The sequence below is a fragment of the Lacrimispora amygdalina genome (assembly GCF_003432035.1).
Classification (GTDB): Bacteria; Bacillota; Clostridia; order Lachnospirales; family Lachnospiraceae; genus Lacrimispora; species Lacrimispora amygdalina.
On the sequence record NZ_QOHO01000021.1, the window covers coordinates 1 to 22,690 of the forward strand.

The 22,690-nt window shown below is 43.3% G+C and carries 16 protein-coding genes; 2 read left to right on the forward strand and 14 right to left on the reverse strand.

Features of this window, described 5'->3' with window-relative positions:
- The first annotated feature begins 94 nt into the window (after positions 1-94).
- The gene (locus DS742_RS07310) at positions 95-1,327 is read left to right on the forward strand and encodes an ATP-binding protein (protein ID WP_117416337.1); all 1,233 of its coding nucleotides are present in this window, start codon (positions 95-97) and stop codon (positions 1,325-1,327) included.
- Between the two features lie 235 nt (positions 1,328-1,562).
- Here DS742_RS07310 and DS742_RS07320 read toward each other — a convergent pair whose 3' ends face one another.
- The 8 genes from DS742_RS07320 to DS742_RS07355 all read right to left on the reverse strand — a co-directional run bounded on the left by DS742_RS07320 (position 1,563) and on the right by DS742_RS07355 (position 14,694).
- Positions 1,563-3,296, reverse strand: a complete 1,734-nt coding sequence (locus tag DS742_RS07320) for a S8 family peptidase (RefSeq protein WP_117416338.1) — start codon at positions 3,294-3,296, stop codon at positions 1,563-1,565.
- A 125-nt stretch (positions 3,297-3,421) separates the two neighbouring features.
- A complete protein-coding gene (locus tag DS742_RS07325; RefSeq protein WP_117416339.1) occupies positions 3,422-5,587 on the reverse strand; it encodes a family 78 glycoside hydrolase catalytic domain in 2,166 nt (721 codons plus the stop codon).
- Positions 5,584-7,752 carry a heparinase II/III family protein gene (locus DS742_RS07330; RefSeq protein WP_117416340.1) on the reverse strand — a complete coding sequence of 723 codons (2,169 nt, stop codon included), beginning with the start codon at positions 7,750-7,752 and terminating at the stop codon, positions 5,584-5,586. Before DS742_RS07330 ends, DS742_RS07325 begins: the two co-directional genes overlap by 4 nt.
- Before the next feature lie 93 nt (positions 7,753-7,845).
- Positions 7,846-9,624, reverse strand: coding sequence for a beta-glucuronidase (gene uidA / locus DS742_RS07335; protein ID WP_117416341.1), 1,779 nt, complete (start codon positions 9,622-9,624; stop codon positions 7,846-7,848).
- Between the two features lie 19 nt (positions 9,625-9,643).
- Positions 9,644-10,477, reverse strand: a complete 834-nt coding sequence (locus DS742_RS07340) for a carbohydrate ABC transporter permease (RefSeq protein WP_117416342.1) — start codon at positions 10,475-10,477, stop codon at positions 9,644-9,646.
- A 22-nt stretch (positions 10,478-10,499) separates the two neighbouring features.
- Positions 10,500-11,417, reverse strand: coding sequence for a carbohydrate ABC transporter permease (locus tag DS742_RS07345; RefSeq protein WP_117416343.1), 918 nt, complete (start codon positions 11,415-11,417; stop codon positions 10,500-10,502).
- Positions 11,418-11,524: 107 nt separating this feature from the next.
- A complete protein-coding gene (locus DS742_RS07350) occupies positions 11,525-12,862 on the reverse strand; it encodes an ABC transporter substrate-binding protein (RefSeq protein WP_117416344.1) in 1,338 nt (445 codons plus the stop codon).
- 56 nt (positions 12,863-12,918) lie between these two features.
- A complete protein-coding gene (locus tag DS742_RS07355) occupies positions 12,919-14,694 on the reverse strand; it encodes an ulvan lysase-like protein (RefSeq protein ID WP_117416345.1) in 1,776 nt (591 codons plus the stop codon).
- Positions 14,695-15,080: 386 nt separating this feature from the next.
- Here DS742_RS07355 and DS742_RS07360 point away from each other — a divergent pair, with 386 nt between their 5' ends.
- Positions 15,081-15,887: a helix-turn-helix domain-containing protein gene (locus DS742_RS07360; RefSeq protein ID WP_117416346.1), complete on the forward strand. Its 807-nt coding sequence runs from the start codon at positions 15,081-15,083 to the stop codon at positions 15,885-15,887.
- A gap of 123 nt (positions 15,888-16,010) precedes the next feature.
- Here the strand turns inward: DS742_RS07360 and DS742_RS07365 are convergent, their stop codons facing one another.
- The 6 genes from DS742_RS07365 to DS742_RS07390 all read right to left on the reverse strand — a co-directional run bounded on the left by DS742_RS07365 (position 16,011) and on the right by DS742_RS07390 (position 22,644).
- Positions 16,011-16,694 (reverse strand): DUF6710 family protein, encoded by a 684-nt coding sequence (locus tag DS742_RS07365; RefSeq protein WP_117416347.1) that lies wholly within the window; start codon positions 16,692-16,694, stop codon positions 16,011-16,013.
- Between the two features lie 198 nt (positions 16,695-16,892).
- Entirely contained in the window at positions 16,893-17,930 is a 1,038-nt protein-coding gene (locus tag DS742_RS07370; protein WP_117416348.1) for a DUF5050 domain-containing protein, read from the reverse strand.
- 262 nt (positions 17,931-18,192) lie between these two features.
- Complete coding sequence (locus tag DS742_RS07375) at positions 18,193-18,891, reverse strand: PoNe immunity protein domain-containing protein (protein WP_147325732.1); 699 nt, start codon at positions 18,889-18,891, stop codon at positions 18,193-18,195.
- A gap of 13 nt (positions 18,892-18,904) precedes the next feature.
- Positions 18,905-21,487 carry a contractile injection system protein, VgrG/Pvc8 family gene (locus tag DS742_RS07380; protein WP_117416350.1) on the reverse strand — a complete coding sequence of 861 codons (2,583 nt, stop codon included), beginning with the start codon at positions 21,485-21,487 and terminating at the stop codon, positions 18,905-18,907.
- Positions 21,488-21,491: 4 nt separating this feature from the next.
- Positions 21,492-22,043, reverse strand: coding sequence for an imm11 family protein (locus DS742_RS07385; protein WP_117416351.1), 552 nt, complete (start codon positions 22,041-22,043; stop codon positions 21,492-21,494).
- A complete protein-coding gene (locus tag DS742_RS07390) occupies positions 22,018-22,644 on the reverse strand; it encodes a hypothetical protein (RefSeq protein ID WP_117416352.1) in 627 nt (208 codons plus the stop codon). The genes DS742_RS07385 and DS742_RS07390 overlap by 26 nt, the downstream gene beginning before the upstream one ends.
- Between the last annotated feature and the right edge of the window lie 46 nt (positions 22,645-22,690).

Below are 22,690 nucleotides of genomic sequence, written 5' to 3' on the forward strand. Positions count from 1 at the left end.
AGTTTACCTTTTGAATTTGTTCATTCCTAAGTTTTGTTGACTTTTTGATGAAATCGGAGTATAATTCACATAGTAAATCTTGGAGGTGAAGAACATGCAAAGGATCAAACGCAGTGATTATCTGGATTGGCTGGTACGGCATAAGGATAAACAAATCATTAAGGTAGTATCCGGTGTACGCAGATGCGGAAAATCCACGCTATTTGCCATCTATCATGATTATCTGCTGGAAAACGGAATGGATGACCGCCAGATCATCATGCTTAACTTTGAAGATGTTGAGTATGAAGAACTTTCAAATTACCGTCTTCTGTACGATTATGTCAAGCAGCTTCTGCTGCCCGACCGTATGAACTACATCTTTCTGGACGAAATACAGCATGTTGAACAGTTTGAAAAAGCTGTGGACAGCTTGTTTCTAAAAGAAAACTGCGACGTATATATTACCGGCTCGAACGCCTATTTCATGTCAGGTGAGCTTGCTACCCAGCTTTCCGGCAGGTATGTGGAGTTAAAAATGCTGCCTCTTTCATTCAAGGAATTTTGTTCCGGTTTGGACGAGCAAAAGCAAAGCTTGACGAAAAACGAGAAATTCAATCTCTATATTGAATTAAGTTCCTTCCCGTATGTCCTGCGGTATGGCTATGACCAAAAGGAAGCGCGGGAATACTTAAGAGATATCTACAACACTGTTTTGCTAAAGGATGTTGTAGCACGGCTGCGCGTATCCGATGTGAATATGTTGGAGAACGTTACAAAATTCTTACTCCATAATATTGGGAACCGTGTTTCGGCAACTAAGATCGCCGCTACATTGAAATCTCAGGGAAAAAGCATCGACCAGAAGACGGTAGATCGATATATTCGGGGCTTGACCGACAGCCTGATGCTATACGAAGCCGGCCGCTACAACATCAAGGGTAAACAATTTCTGACACAGCAAAATAAATATTATGCCGCCGACGTTGCGATTCGGAATACCCTGGTCCGTGGAAAGGACAGCGATGTGGGCCATATTCTTGAAAACATCGTATATCTGGAACTGCTGAGACGAGGCTATGAGGTCTATGTCGGCCAATTAGACGACGGCGGTGAAGTAGACTTTGTGGCTATCGGGACGGATGGCGTAGCCTATTATCAGGTGTCGGCAACAACCCTTGAGGAAGAAACGTTGAAACGAGAGCTGGCCCCATTCAGGAAAATTGCCGACAACTATCCCAAATATCTGTTGACGCTGGATGAGGCTTTCGGAACAGCCGACTATGACGGCATTCAAAAGAGAAATGTTCTTGATTGGCTGCTTGGAGAGGTAAAAGAACAGCGCTGATAACGGACCGCGCCATTCCCGCAAGCCGCCAGGGTATTCGAGATGCTCTACAGGAATTGAAGTTGTCTTCCACGCAAAACCTGCTGGATAAGAACTTTGGCCTTAGCCTTTCGGACCAATACTGGATTTGCCCCGCTTCCGCCTCATCTTCAAATTCAGAAGATAACAATTGATGCTTCTGGCCGTCTTTCTGGTGTTCGAGCATCTGAACGCAGATGGAAGTCGGCTTAACTTTCTATCTATTCCGTAAAGAGTCAAGAGCATTAAATACGTTCACTATACCATAACCCCAATATACGTTGGGGTATTCCATATTTCTATCCCGTTCGGAGCCTGTAACCAAGAGTGTGCGGACCCGCGCCCCGTTCATGTTAGGCTCATTTCCTTCCACAACACCCCACTGTAAAAGGATTGCGCTTAATGCTGCCGTAATAGAAGCAGAAACGCTGGTTCCGCTCATGGTCCCAACACCATGGGGATAAATACCCTGCACATTAACGCCTGGAGCCACAAAGTCAGGAGACATCATAGGCAGTCTGGTAGGCCCCCAGGAAGAAGCAATGTAGAGGCTGTTGGAAGCGGAATTATACGCACCGCAAGTAATTGTGCCAATGGCAGTGGCAGGCACAACAATGGTATATTGAGGAGTCGAAATATTAAAATCCACCTCCGGACTGATCATGCCTGTAATAGGCAGCCATGCATGATACTTGCCATTTAGTATCGTATCTCCATGCAGTGTAATTTGCCAGATTCCGGGGGTAGGATCTATGACGGTAACAATAGCTACGCGACTTCCAGATTGGAAATAGGATACTCGAACCAATGATTTTTCAAAAATGAGAGTTTGCGAAAAAAGTGTGCCCCGTGTATAAGGAATATTGCGCACGGTTTCGCCTGCAGGAGACTTGATTGAAACAGAAATTTTATCCCAGGGCTCACTCCAAATATAGGTTGAAAAACAACTTACCCTGTCTCTAACATTGACCTCCATTATTTGGGTGTCTCCTGTATTCAACAGCGTCCCGTCAGTATGATGGCGGGCATTACTTTCGTTTCCTGCCGCGGTGCAAATAACCACACCCGTCATACTGGAAACGAATGACATGTATGCTTCCGGCAACGTATAGCCATCATGGCCTCCAAAATTGGTGCCTAAGGCTATGCAAATCGCAACAGGACGATGCAATTCATAAGCCCTGTCTATGATGAATTGTATTCCCAGCATAACATCCGTTGCGTCAAAAACATAGTCCATATTTTCTTTCGGAGTACAAGTTGTGCTTAGACTATAGCGACTGGCTCTCTTAAGTTTAACGGCAATAATTTCTGAATTCGGTGCAACCCCTGAAAAAGTATTACCTTCCCTGGCAGCTGCTACGGATGCCAGAAAAGTGCCATGGCCTACCGTGTCCTGATGAGGTACTATTTCGTGTGGATTTTCTGATTGTAAGGCTATGTTAATATCCTCCTGGGTAAATACCGACCCAAACCTCATATTAGGAAGAAAATTTCCCCTTATGGTTTGATCCCATATATATGCAATTTTAGAACTTCCAGCCGCATATTGAAACTCCGGAAGGGTATAATCAATACCTGTATCTACAAATCCCAGAAGAACGCCCCGTCCGCTTAAGTTAAGATCAGGAAGCCGATGGAGGCGTAAGGCGCCGGTTGCTTCTAAAACACTCTTGTCTAAAAGAGTATAACCAACGGGATGAACATCCACCAGGCTTTCACCTAACCTTCGAACGACATCTGTAAAATAAAGTTCTGATACATATAGGATTGCAAAAGAGTAGGATAAGATGGTCCCCAAACGAACATAAGGGTTTTCCTGAATAAATATTCTAACCTGTTCCGTGTACATGATGTGAAAGGATACTGTTGTGGGAAGCTCTATAAAATCCTCCAAGGGTAATTCACTTGAACCATCTTCCATAGGATTCCCGTTAATATAATCTGCCATTTCATTTTCTCCAATTGATTTATATAAACAATGATTTATATAAATCAATATATGTGAAGAAGCGTCTTTTTTGCATGAATCTATATTTTTTACAACAGTGACCGGGCGGTTCTGTATTAATGATCTTATCTTATTGTCTCGTATTTAATGCTAACTTTCCCATCTTCGTCCTTATAAACCACGATCCTTTTCTCCCCCAATGGAACCGTCAAGCTAAATATATCTACTTCATCAGGAACTGCCGGCTGAAATACAAAACCATCGGAAGTATCTGGGTTTAAGGTAATGCCTGCGATTTCTTCTATTATGATAGAAATCGGAGCACTGGCCCAGGGATGACAGAAGCTGAAATTCCATTTTTTTGTTTTTTCCCACACTTCAGAACAGGTAGTCGCGCCGTTTTTAATCATGTTCATCCAACTATTTTCCTCTTCACTGATCAGGAGCTGATAAACCACATCTTTTCTTCCTGCTCTTGCCAGATCCTTCATGATAAAATAGGTAGTCATTACGCCACAGTTAAATCCCCGTTCAATCAGCAGATTCGTCATGGTTTCTTTCGCTTCTGCCGGAGCAAAATCAAAGTACAAGGGATACATATTGGAATGAAGCGCACTGTGATTACTTCCTTCCGCATCTATAAACAATTTTGTTTGCTCATTATAAAATACCTTCAAGAAGGATTGATATAGCGTATCCCAGCCCGGTGTCAAAGGAAGGTCAAGAATCGTTTCTATCTGGTTCAATACCTTATATGCACCAAGGTAAAGTGCATTGATGACATTATGGCATCCCTTACCTACCGGATCATTCATGACATCCGCCCCTCCCAAATCAAAATCATAATCATCCCGGAACTCCTGCGGCCAGTCTACGAGATTCCATTTCTCATAAACATCTTCCAAAAGAAAATCCTGCCTTTCAAATGTTTTGAAATAGGTTACTATGCCTTTGGCAGTCGGATAATACGTTCTCAAAAATTCTTTATCTCCGGTAAAGGAATAATCCGTCATCAGTAATTGCGACCAGAGAAGTGAAAAGTCTGCGATTTCCTGCATATAACTTCCTGGTGATACGGACATTAAGCCCTCGGAAATAGTACGTGTTTGGGCAAACTGATCGACACATTTTCTCAGCATATCGGTTTTTCCCGTAAGCCATACCTGAGAACGGGAAGTGATCATCGAATCACCCAGATACTGCCCCTTTTCTCTTGTTGGACAATCAATATACCCCTCCTGAGTTCCCAGCCTTACCCCATTTTTGCATAACTGAAACACAGCATCAAGATTTGGTACACTGCTCGTTAACGTACATAACGCTTCATCCATAGGATAATGGCGCAAAAGCAACTTAACTTCAAGCAGTTCAACGCCCTCATCGACAATCAGCTCTGCATAACGGAATCCTTTATACTCATATGCCTCCAGCCGGCATTCCCCATCCGCGAGCGTCCAAAATTCCTGGTATTTTATTTTTTGGGGCCAGTCATAATGAACATCTCCATTTTCATCTAAATCTTCCGCACAGCGGATTTCAATTTTCTGGCCGGATGCTCCCTTTGCTCGTAAAACAAGGCTTCCTGTCACTTCCTGTCCAACATCAACTTTCCAATGCCCTTGGCTGATTTCGCTGATGAGTTCCACCGGCTGTTCTTTTATAGCTAAGGTCTGGGTAGGTTGCTCGATCAGCTGATAATCCGCCCACTGAGCCAAACTCATTTCTTCCCACGTGGAATCATCAAACGCCAACTGATTCCATTCCTCATCCCATTTACGGCTGTCAAAATCCTCCAAATACTGAACGGTGTAGCCCACAGTTTCTCCACTATACGCATTTGAAATCATGTGTTTCCAGGCTAATGAAGTACTGGTCAAAGTCTGTTCGTTTACAATTTCGGCTGCCACGCCAAACCTTCCATCCGCACTATTAAACACACGATTTACCGCCCCAAAATAGTAAAGATGAACTGCAATTACGTTGTCCCCCTCCAAAAGATAGGGTGTAATATCGATTTTATTGTAGTAATATTTTTCAGGATACGCTGGAGCGGGACCTTGTGTAATGAAATTGCCGTTTATATAAAGTTTGTAATAATCGTCAGCGGATAGATAAAGTGTATACTCCGATGGGGTCTGGTCCACCGTAAATGTGGAACGCGCCAGCACATGTAAATTTTCCACACCAAATTTGCGGAGTTCTTTGGGTTGTGTTTCTTTATGATAGGGATTCTCCGGTTCAATATCTTTTAGCTGATCAATGGTATACCATGTTAAAGCGGGCGTTATCATATCCTTGTGAGCTCCTTTCCTGTTATCCATGAGAATTGATAGCTTTCATTATTTACTGAGAAAGAGATTCTGATTTCTTCGCCTTCCACGTCTTCGCCAGCCTTTTGATAAGTTACCGTGCCGTTAGATTGAACCTCGACATCACTTATCACCGGAGCTGCTTCTGTTGCTTGATAAGGAACGATAACTGTACCAAAATAGCGATTTTCAGAAGTTTCCGTATCCTGATATTTTACGATGACCGATTCTCTTAAAACATCCATTGCATCGGATACATAACCGTCTGTAAGCTCCGATTCCAGATTTCCGGTGGCGCCGAAGGCAACCCGGACATCGTCGCTGCTGTCGGTAATCTCTCCATTCGTAATCTTCAAATTTTCACGCTCTGTATCTCTGTTATAATAAATCTGGACCTTGGAATCCGTCTCCAAATGTTCGACTTTATCCACGATCAGCAAATAGAGATTGTCTACGAATGCAATCAGCCGTTTATGGATAACCGGTAAGAAGTTATGCTGCTCTGCATCTGCAGCCAACACCTGCCCATCACACAGATCATTAATCCAACCGATATATGCCTCTTCCGACGGATAACTATAAGTCCAGGAATCCTTATAAGTAAATGGATCTTTGTTATCAACGGTCAGCGTGTTATGGGAGGACGCCTGTTTAAAGATTTTCCGGAAATTGCCGCTGATTTTTTCGCCGTTTACCGGAGTGACTTCCTGTTCGTTTCCATTATAGGTAAAACGTCCCGGATCTACGATCAGCGGCTTCCCTAATGCCATAAAGTCAAATCCCATAGGGTCTATATGCTGATGTGTGTCATAAATCGGTACCCGGCAGGCAAAAAAGACACTATAAGCTTGGGTGGTCCAATCGGTTCGGAAACAGATTTGCTTCAAATCCCTGGTTCCTTCATCTTTTTGAAAACTGGACGTAGGAAGGCTGATTGCAGCCTCAGCCGGTTTTCCCAGATAATCCATAAAACCGGTCAGATCTGTCATGTCCCAGATATATTCCAAGGCCAATTTTTTTACTGCGGTTTCTCCGGTCAGGCTCTTGATTCCCTCCAAGCACGTTGGATCGTTATATGCCTCATAAGCATACACACCCATCCGAACAGGGAAGGAATCGCTGGCATCAGAATCGCCCCATGGCACATTTCGCCCATTGGGACGCAATGTATGAAAGGTATAAGAAACCGCCTTGTCTAACAATGCCTGATAATCAGCAGACATTTGATCCCCGTCCCGTTTGGCTGTCATTTCGGCGAAATAAAAATAATACATGGTTTCATTATGGTAATGTGGGCACCCCTCTAAGTGTCCGCCGGCATCTGTAATTTGAATAGATGCGCAACGCTCTAACTGGAGCTTTGCAAACTCCTTAACCGTCTGGGAATCCTTTAATTCCGGAAGATTCACACTAGCTGCATAAAGTCCCAGACTTTCCATTATGTAATGGTTATGGTCTGCATTCGGATAATATTGGGGGCTGATTTCATAGAGCACTTCCAGATGCTCATAAACGGATATTGTATAGGGTTCTACAATATCCGCAGTTAATAGACCGGTACCAGCTAAATACTGAAGCACAGACGGCCATGTTTTAAACATGCGGATGCCTGCTTCCAGTGATCGCCAGGGAGCTGCTACACCCTCGCCTCCAGAGAAATTATTGGTAGTTAATGCAGGACGTGGATTCTGTTCAATCCAGTCCAAAAGTTCTTGTTTCACTTTTAAGGCATATTTTTCATCCTCCGTTAGCAAATATGCCTGAAGGAGCATGACCCAGCTTTCCATCCGATTCAGTACATACAAAAATTCAACATCACTAACTCCTTCTGGATAAGCGAACCATGCTGGCGGGTTGCCAACAAAGCAAAAAGCATTATTTGTACCTACCAGCAAAAGATTCCCCTCCATTGCTTTATCCGCAAACATCAGAATCATTTCCCGACTGGTCATCTCATAGGTTTTCTCCACCAGCTTTCCGTCGGTCATTTCCATAATCGTCAGGAATTGCGTTTCTGTTTCCGTTTTTACATAATCTGCAATGGCTTTTAAACGATCATAATCGCCTTGAAACCGCTCATTCAGGGTGTTTGTCAATTCCTCAACCGTCATATTTGGATTTTGTAAAACTTGGTTCAAAGTCGTCATAAACAGCTCTCCTTTCTTCCAGTAAGTAAGTGTATCTTGTGCTTACGATAGTAACAGTTGCTGCTTAAAGAACTCTCTCAGACCTCCCTTCTGTTAACGTTGTGATTTCTCCCAGCGGTCTTTAAAATAATGGGCTGCTAATTTGGGTTTTCTATCTCTGGTAAAAATCCCTTTTTTATTTCCTCCTACGCGCATCATGCCTTGAATCGTATTAAAATCTGCAAAATTCCACAGCTGCTCTCCTACGACAAAATCGTACTGGTCAAGAATGCTGTTCATGACGCGATAGAATTCCGTCTGGAATTCTTCGCTCCACATGTTGGGCAAGACACTATGCAAACCCGAAATAGTATCCGCCCCATACTCAGTAATCATCCAGGGCTTCTTTATCTTCTGCCAGTATTCCATTTCATTTTTAAATGCTTCACCGGCCAATTCCAAATCGCCGGATAATTCATACCAGCCATAATACCGGTTGACACATATGACATCCATAGCCGGTGCGGTAATATCCCGCAGGTAATCATTTTGGCAGGCTACCAGGGTTACCGGCCGGTTTTGGGAATCCAATTGATGCGCCAAATCATAAAGCGGTTTAAAATAATTGTAGGCCTCCTGCGGCTGCTTCTCCGTATCCGGCTCATTTGCAATAGACCACATAACAACACAGGGATGGTTTTTATCACGTTCTATTAAATCCTGAATGACTTCCCTATGGTGTTCTGTTGTTTTAAACTTCGCATATCCCCCTTCCGGATCATTCCAGCCAAAGTTTAGTCCGACCGCGGGTACCTCATCAATGACCACAATTCCCTCCCGGTCACATAAATTCATCATTTCTTCAGAATAGGGATAATGTGACGTCCGGAAGGAATTCGCATGAAGCCATTTCATCAGCGAAATATCTTTCACATTTAAAGCCTGATTCATGCCCCTTCCATAAAAGTCACTGTCTTCATGTTTTCCGAACCCCTTAAAATAGAATGGCTTTCTATTAATTAAGAACTGCGTCCCTTTTACCTCTACTGTACGGACGCCAAACTCCTGTTCATAACAATCATCACCAAAAGTTACAATCGCCTGATAAAGATATGCATTTCCCGGCTCCCATAATTTAGCATCCTTTATGATTAAACACCCGGTTTTCCCTTTCGATTCTGCGACAACCCGCTTATTTTCATCCAAGATGATCACGTTGACTTGTCCTTCACCCTGGCATTCTATCGTATATTTGACAACACCATCCGCCCCTTCAATATCCGGAGTGAGTACAATATCTTTAATATAAGATTTCGGGGTTGTATAAATTTTTACTGGCCTGTGTATTCCCGCATAATTAAAAAAATCAAAATTCGGTGAATTCCTGTCTCTTATTTTTAGCATACGGATACTTTCAAGGTCCTTTGATTCACTACCGAAGAATGCGGTTCCATGCTCATTTCCAACCGGAAGCGTTGAATAACTCACCCGATTGCTGACAGCTACGCAAAGGAGGTTTTCGCCATCATTTATCCGATTCGTAATCTCCGTTTCAAACGGCAGGAATCCTCCCTTATGCTCCGTGATCAGCAGACCATTTAGATACACTCTGGCTTCATGTGTTACCGCGCCAAAACGTAAAACCACCCGGTTATTTACCAGCATTTGCGGGACGGTAAAGGTGCATTGGTAGAATGCCCAGCCGCAATGGTCCCTGTATGCCAATTTTTCCTGCTGGTCATTATAGGAGGCCGGCACATAAAGATTGTCCGCGTATTCCAATGGCCTGGCCATCCAATTATTTTCAAAACCGGTACCGTCATCAAGTTTAAACTGCCAGATACCGGATAAATCAATGACCGCCCTGCTTTTGTTTGATTTTATATATAACATTTCGCTCTCCTTTTGCCACTTATCCTTTGATCCCCGAAGCAGCCACGCCCTGCACAAAATATTTCTGCAGGGAAAGAAAAATGATAATCACGGGAATCAGGGTAATCACGCTTCCTGCCATAATCAGTCCATACTCTGCCGTATACTGGCTGATAAATAACCGCAGCCCTATCTGGATTGTTTTAAGTTCTGTTTTCGTTAAATAAATATAGGGACCCAGGAAATCATTCCATGTACCTACAAAAGTAAAAATAATTAAGGTCGATATCGCTGGTTTTGAAAGCGGCAGCATTACTTTTGCCCAGATTCCATATTCCGATAATCCGTCAACTCTGGATGCCTCACACAATTCGTCCGGAATCCCGGCATAGAACTGCCGCATCAGAAATACGCCAAAGGCAGAAAACGCCTGCAGCATAATAATTGACATGTGCGTATTCACCAGATGTAATTTGCTCATCAGCACAAACTGAGGCACCATGTAGGCTTGCCACGGCAATGCGATAGTCGCAATATAGCCGAGGAAAATGACTTCCCTGCCAATAAAGCGCAGTTTTGCGAACGCATACGCTGCAAAGCTTGAGGTGAATACCTGCAGGAAAGTGACAATCACCGTAATTTTTACCGTATTCATGACAAACGTCAGCAAGGGTATTTTGGTCCAGATATCCTGATAATTTTCCCATCGGGGATTCTCCGGAATCCAGACAACGGGAAACGTAAATACATCTTTATTTAATTTCAGTGAGGCGGATACCATCCAGAGAAATGGTAACAGCATCAGTGCGCTCATCAACATCAGGCCGGCATATAACAACGTCTTATTCATAAACTTCATATCAGCTCTGGGCATCCTCCCATCCTCCTTTTTTATTCTAACTGTTGGCATATTTTTTCTCTCCCCGGAACTGGATCAAGGTTACTGCGAGCACCGTCAAAAAGAGGACAATGGACACCGTACTTGCGTAACCATAATCAGAATATTTAAATGCCTGGTTGTAGATATAGTACACCAGCACCATGGTCCTGTCACCCGGTCCTCCCTGTGTGATGAGGAAAATCTGGTCATATACCTTGAAACTGCCAATTGTCAGCATAACGACCACAAAAAAGGTTGTGGGCTTTAATTGCGGAAGGGTCACATTCAGAAATTGCTTCCATTTGCCGGCTCCGTCCAGTGAGGCGGCTTCATATAAGTCGGCGTTAATCCCCTGCAATCCGGCCAGAAAGATAATCATATAATACCCAATGCTTTTCCATACGCTGAATAAAATCACGGTAATCATCGCCCAGTTTTTATCCGCGGACCATCTGGGAAGATTCTCTATGCCTAACGCGGACAAGAGCATATTCACCGGTCCCATGCTGGGATTAAACAGCATATTCCAGACAGAGGCTACCGCTACAATCGAAGCAACATACGGAAAAAACGACAGGGTACGGAAAAAATTACGCCCCCGTATCTTTGCATTCAGCACGATTGCCAGAAGTAAGGATAATACCAAGGTGAGTGGCACATAGCCGAGGGTATAGACCAAGGTATTCCAGTATGCGTTCTGAAATTTACTATCCGCGAATAAACGGAGATAGTTCTGGATTCCCGTAAATTTCATGGGGTTTACCATGCCCCCATCCCATTCCATCAGGGACAGTACAAAAGAAAAGAGCATGGGTACTAAAGTGAATACGGCAAATCCGATAAAATTAGGAGCTATAAAACTATACGCTACCAGATGGTCCCTGATTTTGCGTTTTCTAGCGGAACCTGTTTTCAGTTGTTTGTTACTCACCATAAGACCTCCCGTTTTTTTATGAAAGCGGACGAACGAAAGGAATTCATTCATCCGCTGCCCATTTTTTCATTTTACCTATCAATCTGTCGGGTATCCCGACACGCTGCCTATTCCAGCAATGCACGCATTTCTTCATCAAGGCGCTTGATCCCCTCATCAATTCCTGTATTCCGGGTCATGATGTCATCATGCACCTGATTAAGAACCTCTTCCGCCTCCACTGTCACATCACTGATTGGCATTTCCAGATAGGAGTGGACTGTATTAAGCGCTTCTTTACTGTTTTCATCCTGTGGAAAGCCCTCTTTTCCACTGATGATGTCAATCACCTCATCATTTTTTGCCGCCGGGAACGACCCGGAATCCGCAATGATTTTTGCCCCATCTATACCAGCCATAAAGGAGATGAACTTCCATGCCGCGTCTTTATTTTTGGATTGGGAGTTGATTCCCAGTGAAGTCACCGTGCCGATTGTCGTACCTGCTTCCACTCCTTCAGGATGAGGGAATTTTACAATGCCCCAATTTTCGCACTGCGCCTCTCCCGTATTCAGTTTTTCGATGATAGTCGGCGCCCACCAGGTCCCCATATGCACCATGGCAAGCTGATTGTTGTAGAAGATTCCGGAATAATGCGTATTATTGGCTTTCAGGGAACCGTAATCCATCACAATTTCCTTCTGCTGTGCGTCAAGGACACTTTCATAATAGGGTTTTAAAAAATCATAGTCTGTATTAATGATACTGTGGTCTCCATCCAGCACTCCAAAAAGCTGAACGGTACTGCGCCAGGTATGAAAATGCGTACCATATATTTTCTCCGCTCCGGTTCCGCTCGTCATTTTCTCTGCCAGTTCCATGTATTCATCAAAGGTCATATCGTTCGTCGGATAATCTACCCCGGCGGCATCGAACAGGTCTTTATTATAGTAAGTAACCCAGAAATCACTTCTAAATGGAAGCGCATACAACCCATCGTCAATCAATAGTTCTTCGTTCAGACCATCATAAATACCGAGATCATAATTGTTTTGTTTTACAAGTTCATTCAGATTTTCAAGATGCCCGATTTTTGTAAGGTTCGCATAGGCCGGAATATCACCAATGGTTATCAGGTCGATGGAATTATCACCGGCCAACTGTGTGGTGAGGGCCGTTTGATAATCGTTGTAGCCAAAATTAATATATTCAATATTAATGTCGGGATATTTTTCCATAAAGCCATCCAGAATCGGCTGGTAATAGGTGACATTATCCCAATCCCATAACGCCCATTTTAACGTTATCTTGCCACCGGAGCTATCATCACCATTGTCTGCTTCACCGGCTGTATTCTCATCTGCAGCCTGTTGATTATTGCTGCAGGCTGTCATTCCCGCCAGCATACAGCACATAACAGTGCCCGCCAATGCCTTTTTCAGTGTCTGTTTTACCCATTTTTTCATCGTAGTTCCTCCTCGTCATTTTATAAAGAACCTGTTTAAGACAGATTTCTTTTCCATTATTTTTGCCCTGCCGTCAATTCGACAGCGATTTCCTCATCTTCCGTGAGTTCTGCATAAACCGGCAGATAAGTAAAACCCCCCACCGGGTGAAACTCCCTATGATAATTCCCGGTTTCTTCTCCGCGAATCCTCAATCGGCCTTTTTGGCACCGGATTCTTAGCCACTTGCCTTCTGAAAGGATTTTAATTTCCTCATTGGCGATCCGCACCACTTCATCGCTTTTCCGGCTGATGACCGGCAACGTCAGTATGGCATGAGAAGCCGCTGTTCTTCCCGTAATGCGGCAGCAAGTTTCCATAACAGAATAGGTAAACTGAAAACGCTCATACGCATTATCGGAATCCCTGGAAGAAAGATGGCCATTTACCACAATTTTTTCAAAGCCCTCGCTTTCCATCGTCTCAAGCTCCGCATTGTCATCGTAAACACTGAAACCGGCCTGTTCTCCGACGCTCCTTTGGATTCCCGGCGTCTGGCAATGAATCGGCATACTTTTGGGAATCTGCATATTGGCATCCTCCAACAGGTAATATCGCGTCATCGTAGCCGCGAGGACCGGACCATACTGCCGATTCCAGAGAAGCCCTATGGAACCGCCTCCCGGCGTGGAATCCGGAGCATAATGGTAGTCCACGGCACTGCAGCTTACATACCAATCCTGATTTTTTACCACCACAACCTGATCGCAGATATATTTCCGTATGCCTTTTTTCATGAAATCATAAGATTTTACCGGCATTTCTATGTCATAGCCTTTTGCGGAACAGATTGCCAGCATTTTTGCATGGCAAATGGTGTGGTGAACACACGCTTCTTCCCCGGCTTCTTCATACATGGGACCGCCATACAGAAGCCCGTCCCGGGTACACGCTTTGAGCAGCATCATGTTCCGGTAAGCCACCTCCATAAATTCGGGTCTCTCTTTCCCCAAAGCGGCATACGCTAACTGGCAGCCGTCCGATGTCCTGCTCCCCCAGTAGGTCCACTTTGAGTTCCGCGTTCCAAAACTGTTGTCCCAGCCTCCATCGGGAAGAAAAAAATCCATGTGGGCCTCCATCACCGATACCGCAATCTTTTTTATGTACTCATCGCCGGTAGAAAGACTGTACTGTACTAAAGACGGAATGGATTCCTCCACGTTATAGCCGATATCAACCGGGCGGCATCCCTTCCTTGTAATAAAGTCAGCCGGCTTTCCCTCGCCAAAGATCAGGCCGTCATCGCCGATATAACGGATGGAACGGTAGATAAGCTCCTTCCCCTTTTTCCGAAAACCGTCATTATTTAAATAGGCCCCGGCTAATTCAAGCGCCAACCCACAGCCGAAATAGTAGTTCACATTTGTTTTCAAGCCGTCAATCATGTTGCATAAATAGGAGGAAGAATCCTCAAGCCGTTTTCTTGCCGCTGCCCGGGTCTTTCCGCCCAGCAGATCTTCAAAAAACAATAAGCTCTCCGCAAGCTGGGTAACCATGAACACGGTGATGCCCCGCCAATCGTTATTGGGATCGTTCACCATGCTTCCGTCAGAACGGGTCACGTTATATTCTGACCACCAGAATAGTTCGTCCGCTGCCTTTTTGTACTTTTCCTCTCCTGTTACCTTTGCCATGTAGAGGAAAGGGAAGAGGGCGTCCATGCTTCTGCCGTGAATTTTGATACAGGCAGGGCAGAGGATTCCGCCACGAAACTGACGGCCGGAGGATTCCGGCATCTGCAGGTAAATCAGCCGGTCTGTCCAATCTTTTAATAGATTCATTTGTTGTATCATTTTCTGTCCCTCTGTTTGCTTAAATTTATACAAAACGAACACATCTACTAAAAATTTTCAGGCCAGAAAGTTAAAAGAGCAGGGAATAAAAACCGTTATTTTTCGCCCGTTTATTTAGTTGTTTTGTTCGTTTTCACTTTGTATTTTAGCAAATCTATGGACATATTGCCATTTACACATGAAACACATTTTTGTATAATTGAACCATATCGTAATCAGATTTTGAAATGGGAGGAAAAGTTTGACACTTACCTCCCCGGGTTCTGCAGCATGCCAGCGGCCGACAGAATAAATAGAACAGGGAAAAACAAGCGAAAGACTGTGAGGTTACAAGAACGTGTTTCATACCCCCATCAGTGCCTTTCGCGGAAAGGCGGTTTATAGCAATGAGAGAACCTCTGGGAAAAATCCGAAAAAACTATTCCTTAATTGAATTATCGCCTATGTACCGGCAGCTGCATTATTTTTCATTAAGACCCGGCTATTATATCACTTCCCACCAGCATCCCTTTTACCACGTAAATTTGTATCTTGAAGGTTCGATGACTTTTCACGCGAATGGAAAAGAACATAGTGTTAACGCAGGAGATCTGGTTATATGTCCACCGGGATTGGAACATAGCCTTTACACAGAAGAGGGGTATACGCAGATAGGTATTGATCTGATTCCTTTTCAGGATCATGCCGGATTATTTGAACAATTTGAAGCCTGTATTTCTAAAAAATTTTCAGTGATGGCTATTCAAAACCACAAACGCTTTGCGCTTTCAGAATACTTTTTTAAAGATTTATCCGATTTTAACCGGCTGAAAGCGATCCACTATATAGAATCCATTCTTCTTACTGCGATTGCGGTGATTAAAGAACAGACCTCCGTACAGTTTAAGGATGCTTTTCTTGATGTCATGAACCAGACCAATGCCTACAATCTTTCTGTTGCGGAAATTAGCAAACAGTTGAATATCAGTAGAACACATTTAGAGCGACTGACGCATAAAGAATTTGCCTGTTCCGTAAAGACTTACTGTAACAAGCTGAAGATCTCTTTGCTTTGTCATTACTTGGAATATACGGACATGTCCTCCAAGGAGTTGTGTGAAATCGTGGGATTTTATGATGCGAGCCATCTGACCACTTTTTTCAAGCGGCATATGAATTGTACTCCTACAGAATATCGCAACAACTGTAGGTAGGTAAACTGTCTATTGATGCCAGCGCTATGCAGTCTCTTCTTAAACATATAGGAAAAAGGTCTTAACAGAGAATATTGCTCCGTTAAGACCTGATTATTATATACCCCATTCAGTCCGACATAGTTAATGCGGGTATGTTATACCGTTTTTTATTAACAATCTGCCTATCTCATAAATGGCGCCCAATTCAAAGTCCTTGACTTTCTGGATAGCTTGGTTATTTTCTATATTCCTGTAGTATGTTCCATCAAATATAATTTTCTCATACAATGGAGCTAAGTTAACCATCTCCGTTGGATAAATTATGCCTTCTCGCTTAATAATGCCGCTTAAAATCGAATGATTGCCATTATAAACGATTGTAACGCCAATAGGTAAGAATAAAATTAATCTATAATTCAATTCTTGAAATTTAAACGGATTTCCGCAATCAGCACCTATTCCTGTAAGATTATCTATGAACCTGTTCCTTTCCCACGCAACAGGGATTACCAGATTGTCTTTCAAACTTATTGATATTTTTTTATCTTCAATAGTTACACTATTATAGAAATACTCATTATTTTCACTTTTTATAGTACGACCAAAATCAATAAGCATTTCTTCTACAGGAGTGACTCCTTGCCCTGTGAATAATTGCATTAATCGCTTCTGTAGAACCGAGGAGCCAATTGCATTAATATATTTAAAAATCGGATGCAAAAAATCGCCGGGTGTTTTCGATTTACCAATAATGCCTTGAGCTATAAAAAGAACGCTCTCCAGTTGTATTTTCATATCATTATTTCTTCTGTTAAAAAAAATCATACTCCATCACCTTCCCTTCCTATCACATTTGTTCCTGTATTACCCAGCTCAGGCCTGCAAAATATTTGGTATAAGTGCTTTAACCGGGTAGATGTAATTACCTCCAAGTAATGAAGTAATGGTTTTGTTGACTGTATATGTATCAAATTCCGTTTCAAAATCGTTGACGACAACCTTGGAAGAGGTGACCGCTGAGCTTTATGTTCCGGAGGCTTGGGCTGCCGAGGCGGAAGGTTTGACCTGATAGATTCTAACCTCTTGTTCTTCCTTGCCACCGTTTTGGACGAAGCTGTATGTATAGAGATAGCCGTTGTGGTAGGTAAAGAATCCTCTTATTTTAGAGTCGGTAACCTTGGTGGGCTTCTCACTGCTGTTTAAGAGTATCTGATAAATATGTCCGTCCGAACGGTTATAGTAAAACACAGTATCTTCCACGATGATGTAACGGCTGTAAGGAGCCGCCTGCCGCACATCGGAGCCGTCCGGGTTGAAACTATAACCCGCTGATGAAGTATCACCAAAATCAGCCGGAGCAGAGTAAAAGTACAACCGCCCCTCGGAAGATACCTGCAAATAATAGTTGCCAGCTCTCATACGGGCATTTTTCAAAACAAAAGTATTTACGGCGTTTTTCTTGATATCATAGCACATAACAGAAAGCGCATTTTGAGTTAATAGGAAGATTTGTCCATCGTAGATTGTCATCGCATCGCCCAAGCTGGAATTTGACTCGTATATAACTTGAGGACTGCTGCCGTCAAGGTTCATGGATATTAGTTTGTTCCCTGGTTTTACAGTAGAATCGCTATATAGCACATAGAGCTTATCGTCCACCGCCAGAATATCCCAGATGGTGACGGAATAGTCGCTGCTGGCAGCTGTTCGCGCTGTGTACAGGCGGCCAAGGTCTGTGCCGTCGGTACGAATCCGATACACATCTGCCTGTTTGCTGAAATAAATCCAACCGTCCATAAGATTAAGATTTTGAATTTTATAGTCACCCGTAGTATGTATTACCGTTTTCGCACTACCATCTTTCGCCTGTTTCACAAGACTATATGGTGTTTTTTCAGAGGAAAACATCACGTAATAAAAATAGTCATCATCCGTCACAAACATTTTTGATTCAGCGTTGGGATACCGACCATATTTTACTGATTCTGCCGCCTGTGCAGGCACAACAAATGTTGCGGCCAACAGACATGTTAACAATATAGTAATCAGACTTTTTTTCATTTTCAACTCCTCCTAAAGTAAATAATTAGAACTATCTGTTATTCGTACAAATCATTTGTAAAATTTAGTGCTGCTTAATAATTATAGTGTGCTTGAGTCTTTAATTGGATAAATATTATTTTGTATACTCAGTTTCCTCTAGTCTCAAACAACTATCTTCATATATAATCATCAATATGAAGTATCCTACATGTGCTTTTATACTAAAAATGAAGCTATTCCTAAGGAAAGAAAATAGCTCATCCTACATAGAAAAGTCTAATTAATGTATCTTATAATGTACCAAATCATATGGATAATATTTGACATCTCTTAACATACTATCATCAATATTCAAAATTTTTGCTACTGCACCACTTTCATAACTCCAGTAACCACTATATAATTTCTCATTATTATTGTGAATTTCATACCATGCCATTTCATTATGTGCTATATACCATTTGTTTTCTAAATAATCTTTTAAATCGTTTCCTTGAGTCCTACTATGACTAATAATGTTCTTAAGATAGCCATATGGGTTTTCCATTTTAAATTTCCAATGGCAATATGGACAATCTTTTTCTCGAGATGATAATAAATATCCTAAAAGCCAATCATCCATATTATTTTTAATAATTAAATCAGTTAAAATTTCCCACTCTTTTCTATCTATTTCAAACATAACAGCAATTGAAAGCATCCAAAGTATTTCAGTATACCCTGATACATGATTCCAATATTGTGGCATATTGAATACTATTTTTGAAAATTCTTCTTTAAGAATTTCTAAATCTTCTCCTTTAGAGTATTTAGCTTCAAAAATACTAAACTTTAGATCATATATTTTTTTCTTGACAGGAAAAATTCTATCTTCTCTTACTTCTCCCTTTTGTAATTTGTCAGAAAATTTCAATATTCTATTTTCCTGCTGAGCGATATATTCTTCAAAATACTGTTTATTTTTTATTTTATCTCTCAAATCAACTTCTCCTTTACTTAATAATATTTCCACTAGCGTCAATTGCGTATGTAATGATATTTCCGTTAGTATCTATTTTAGTTAAGATTTTTTCATATCCTTCTAGTAAAATATCATCTGCTAGATCAATTCCTACACTTTGTTCCAAGCGTGACACCTTATTTCCACCAGTTATCCAATCATCACTCATTTGAGGTGTACCGTCTGAAAGTATTGACAATTTAGAAGTCCCATACTTAGCTTCCCCAATAACATATGGTGGATGCCCGTTAGGATTATAATATACACCATCTATTCCCTGATGTGTAGGGGTATTTAAGTCGATAACCCTGTCCGAACTAATTCTTTGATAACCTTGGCTTTCGAAAAAGTCATCCATCTTCATTTCACCATAGTTACCTTTTTGTTTCGTGGTTACTAATTCTATGTCTCCATTCTCGATGGCTTTTATTATATCTTTCTGAGCACTTCTCGCTGTATCAATAGCACTATCCGAACCCCTACGAGCCGAATCTGCGACATCATCTACTATATTATCTGCCTGTTTACCCGCAGCTTCTACTACTTCATCAGCCTGCTTTGCACCTGCTTCCAGCACATTGTCAGCTTGCTTCGCAGCGGCCTCTGCCGCTTCTTTTGCGCCCTTACCAAAGAGTTTTTTAACACCGCGGACCACATTATCCAATACACCGAAGGAAACCGCTGCTATTCCGAAATTCAGCAGAAGCTCTCCTGCTGTTGTGTCTTGCCCAAACACCGCATTTTCCACAATGGTTTCTACTGCTCCAGCGACTCCGGCTCCCAGCATTGCGGAACCGGCTATCAATTCGGGAACGAGCACCGCACTGGTTACTGCACTGGTTGCACCGGCTACAGCTCCGACAAACCCCTTAAACAGGTATTCGCTCGTATCCGATACTTCACCGGATATTACGTCCGAAACAGCCTGCCCAATTACCATAGAGCTTCCTACTGCAATAGCCCCTATGATGGCTACTCCTGCCAGGCCTCCGGTACCAACTGTGAGTGCTATGGCGCCAGCCACTACGGCAACCATAGCCAGCCCACCTAATACATTCCCAATCAGCTTGCCCCATGAAAACTTTTTTTCTTCCGCGGCCTCTTCCACTACTTCTATTATCGGCTCATCGTCATAATTCGGATAACCGGTATGTACGGAGCCGGATAAATTCGTTGCCACTCCTATTATATCATACTGGTTGTTCATGTTCAACGCAGCCTGGCCTCCGCCAGCCTGGGCAAACGTTACCTGCAGCGGCGCCGAAACACGGATCAGCTTTTCCGACTCAAAGGCAATCTGCTCCCTGGCATGAATGAGGAACGACTTATGGGACTGAAAAAGCACCTCCAGCTTATCGCTCAGGCTCATCTGCAAGGGGGCCTGCTCGCTGCCGCCTCCGGATAACCCTAAACTGTCTGGGAGAAGCTGTAGCTGTTTGCCGTGCTCCGTGGCAAAATACCGCTTGTTGGGGTCTGCCATCAGGGAACTGGCGGAACCATTGGTTCGGATACAATTAACTGCCTTTGCACTGTGCTCGTCGTGGCTCCCAAAATACAGCGACACCCTTGTTCCTACCTGTGGCATGCAATACATCAGGTTACCGGTGGCAGGTGCCCACAGGTACGGATAAGCAGTCCCTTTGCTTTGCTGTTTGTCAATGTCCAAGTGGATTTTCAGGGTTTGCCCCTGCGTTTCCAATACCGTACCCAGCAGGGACATGCCGGTTATTTTCTCGTTATAGGCTTTTTTCGTCCCGGCTATCGTATCGCGGCCGACATAATAGGAAAAGACCAGATGCCCCTGTTCCGTGCAGGCATGCTTTTCACAGATCACAAGGTTTTTCTGTTTAAAGGTGGTCTTATCTCCCACTACGTGGTTTTGGCCGTCCCGGACCACATAATAGAAATAATTCATGCGCTTAAGACCCGCCTCCGCTCCGCCTAATGTATAGTAGGCATCGGAGGTGACGGAATCATAGTCCGTTTCCGAAAAGACGGCTTGTCCGCTGCCATTTCGCATTCCGAACCAGAACCGCGGCTTGCTGTCTGTCACCTCCGGGATGACGTAGCTGCCAAAATGGCTGGCAAGCCGTTTGATGAACTCCCAGTCCGTCTCAAGATACTGAATGAGGGGCTTTCCGATCTTTACATCCTTACCGACCGTAAAGATGGCCGCCGCATGAGGCGTATCCTCCAGAACCTTGTTCACCACATCCTTATAGGTCATGGAAATATCCTGGAAAGAACGGGACTTTTTCTCCATATCCAATAAATATGTACCGGAAGATATCCTTCCCTTTATGTAGTAGATTTCTCCTTCCCGATTTACCAGGACTTGCCGGGCCAGGCCCCGGAACAAAGAAGAGGTCTGTCCGGTATCCTCCAGAACATCGATGGAAACTTCATGACCCGTAATTTTCTTTTCGATTTCAGTAAATCCTGTATCCTCATCCACGATCCCGTTAAATTCCACTTCCGCATGATTATTGGGCCGGACATGCAGCTCAAAATCACGCAGGATAGCTAACCCAAAGCCGCCGTGGATTCTTATCCTGTCGTATGTCAACGTCGGCATATCATCACTTCCATTCCATTGCCATTACCTCGTCTATAGTTTCAATTGGGGTGAGCGTGAGGCCCCGAATATCTCTGCGCAGCAAGCTTTCAATGAAATCAAGACGTCCCACTGCTTGAAACCCTTGAACGCCGGCAAGCAGAAACACGCTCTTATCTCCGGTTTTAGAAACATTTATGATTGCTTTTTTAATTACGCTGCGGTCCAGATTGAATTCGCTTTGTTCGGTCAGGCAGTCCACTTTATGCAGGACCGGACAGAAATACAGCTCCGCAAGCTGGTTTACCGTGTCCAGCAAAACAATTTCCTTGAATATGGTGTCGGGTTCATATAGGGTAATGACCTCCTGCATTTTTTCTGAGACCAGCAAAAAAGGCCGGAAAAGAATATCAGTAAACGTCGTATGCGGATTTCCCTGCAAAAACAGCAATTCACGCTCCGGGAGCCTGCTTGCCCGGGCCCGTTTCATATCCCGGACATCGATGCGGTCAAACCAACTTTCAACAACCGGGACATCGGTATAATCTGTGTCAGCCTTGATTAAGTAATATTCCATCCTCTCCCGCCTCCTTCCCATAGGAATAAACGATCCTTCCCCGGTCAAGATATTCTCCGAACGTAAAATGAACCGGGGCGGCTTTCTCCATGTCCAAAAAACAGGGGGATTCGATGAGCAGGGGGATTAAATCGTCATAAATGAATTCGGCCAAAGCGAAAAACAGCTGCGAATACTGAATCGATAAATCCTTGATCTCATAATCCATTACATGGGTAAATTCTTTCCTTAATTGCTGCGTGAGATAAACCATATCTTCCCTGATACATTGAAACAAAAATCCAGTATGCCAATATCCCTCAATTTCACTTTTATCCAAAACGAAACTGGCATCGTACAGACCGATATGGAGCTTTGGATCCCCAGTCAGAATACTGCTACGTAAATAGGAGGTGCATATCCATTGTACTGGCTGTTTCCGTCCGACCGCCTGTAGTCGGATTGCATTAGAAAACACCTGGCTGTATGTATTTAGAAAATCCTGTTCGATAGCTACCCTTTTCTGCATGTAATTTTGATGAATCAACCGGGCGCTGGCTTCAAATCGCTCCGCAAGAACGGAGGAACTATACTGAAAGATTTGCCTTCTTCTATTTTCCATCCTTCCTCCTTTCGTATTGCTATTCCATTGCTTAAATTAAACTGTA

Excerpts from the sequence above, each read along its gene's own strand:
- DS742_RS07310 (WP_117416337.1), top strand. The coding sequence starts at position 95 with ATGCAAAGGATCAAACGCAGTGATTATCTGGATTGGCTGGTACGGCAT.
- DS742_RS07320 (WP_117416338.1), bottom strand. The coding sequence starts at position 3,296 with ATGGCAGATTATATTAACGGGAATCCTATGGAAGATGGTTCAAGTGAA.
- DS742_RS07325 (WP_117416339.1), bottom strand. The coding sequence starts at position 5,587 with ATGATAACGCCCGCTTTAACATGGTATACCATTGATCAGCTAAAAGAT.
- DS742_RS07330 (WP_117416340.1), bottom strand. The coding sequence starts at position 7,752 with ATGACGACTTTGAACCAAGTTTTACAAAATCCAAATATGACGGTTGAG.
- uidA (WP_117416341.1), bottom strand. The coding sequence starts at position 9,624 with ATGTTATATATAAAATCAAACAAAAGCAGGGCGGTCATTGATTTATCC.
- DS742_RS07340 (WP_117416342.1), bottom strand. The coding sequence starts at position 10,477 with ATGCCCAGAGCTGATATGAAGTTTATGAATAAGACGTTGTTATATGCC.
- DS742_RS07345 (WP_117416343.1), bottom strand. The coding sequence starts at position 11,417 with ATGGTGAGTAACAAACAACTGAAAACAGGTTCCGCTAGAAAACGCAAA.
- DS742_RS07350 (WP_117416344.1), bottom strand. The coding sequence starts at position 12,862 with ATGAAAAAATGGGTAAAACAGACACTGAAAAAGGCATTGGCGGGCACT.
- DS742_RS07355 (WP_117416345.1), bottom strand. The coding sequence starts at position 14,694 with ATGATACAACAAATGAATCTATTAAAAGATTGGACAGACCGGCTGATT.
- DS742_RS07360 (WP_117416346.1), top strand. The coding sequence starts at position 15,081 with ATGAGAGAACCTCTGGGAAAAATCCGAAAAAACTATTCCTTAATTGAA.
- DS742_RS07365 (WP_117416347.1), bottom strand. The coding sequence starts at position 16,694 with ATGATTTTTTTTAACAGAAGAAATAATGATATGAAAATACAACTGGAG.
- DS742_RS07370 (WP_117416348.1), bottom strand. The coding sequence starts at position 17,930 with ATGAAAAAAAGTCTGATTACTATATTGTTAACATGTCTGTTGGCCGCA.
- DS742_RS07380 (WP_117416350.1), bottom strand. The coding sequence starts at position 21,487 with ATGCCGACGTTGACATACGACAGGATAAGAATCCACGGCGGCTTTGGG.
- DS742_RS07385 (WP_117416351.1), bottom strand. The coding sequence starts at position 22,043 with ATGGAATATTACTTAATCAAGGCTGACACAGATTATACCGATGTCCCG.
- DS742_RS07390 (WP_117416352.1), bottom strand. The coding sequence starts at position 22,644 with ATGGAAAATAGAAGAAGGCAAATCTTTCAGTATAGTTCCTCCGTTCTT.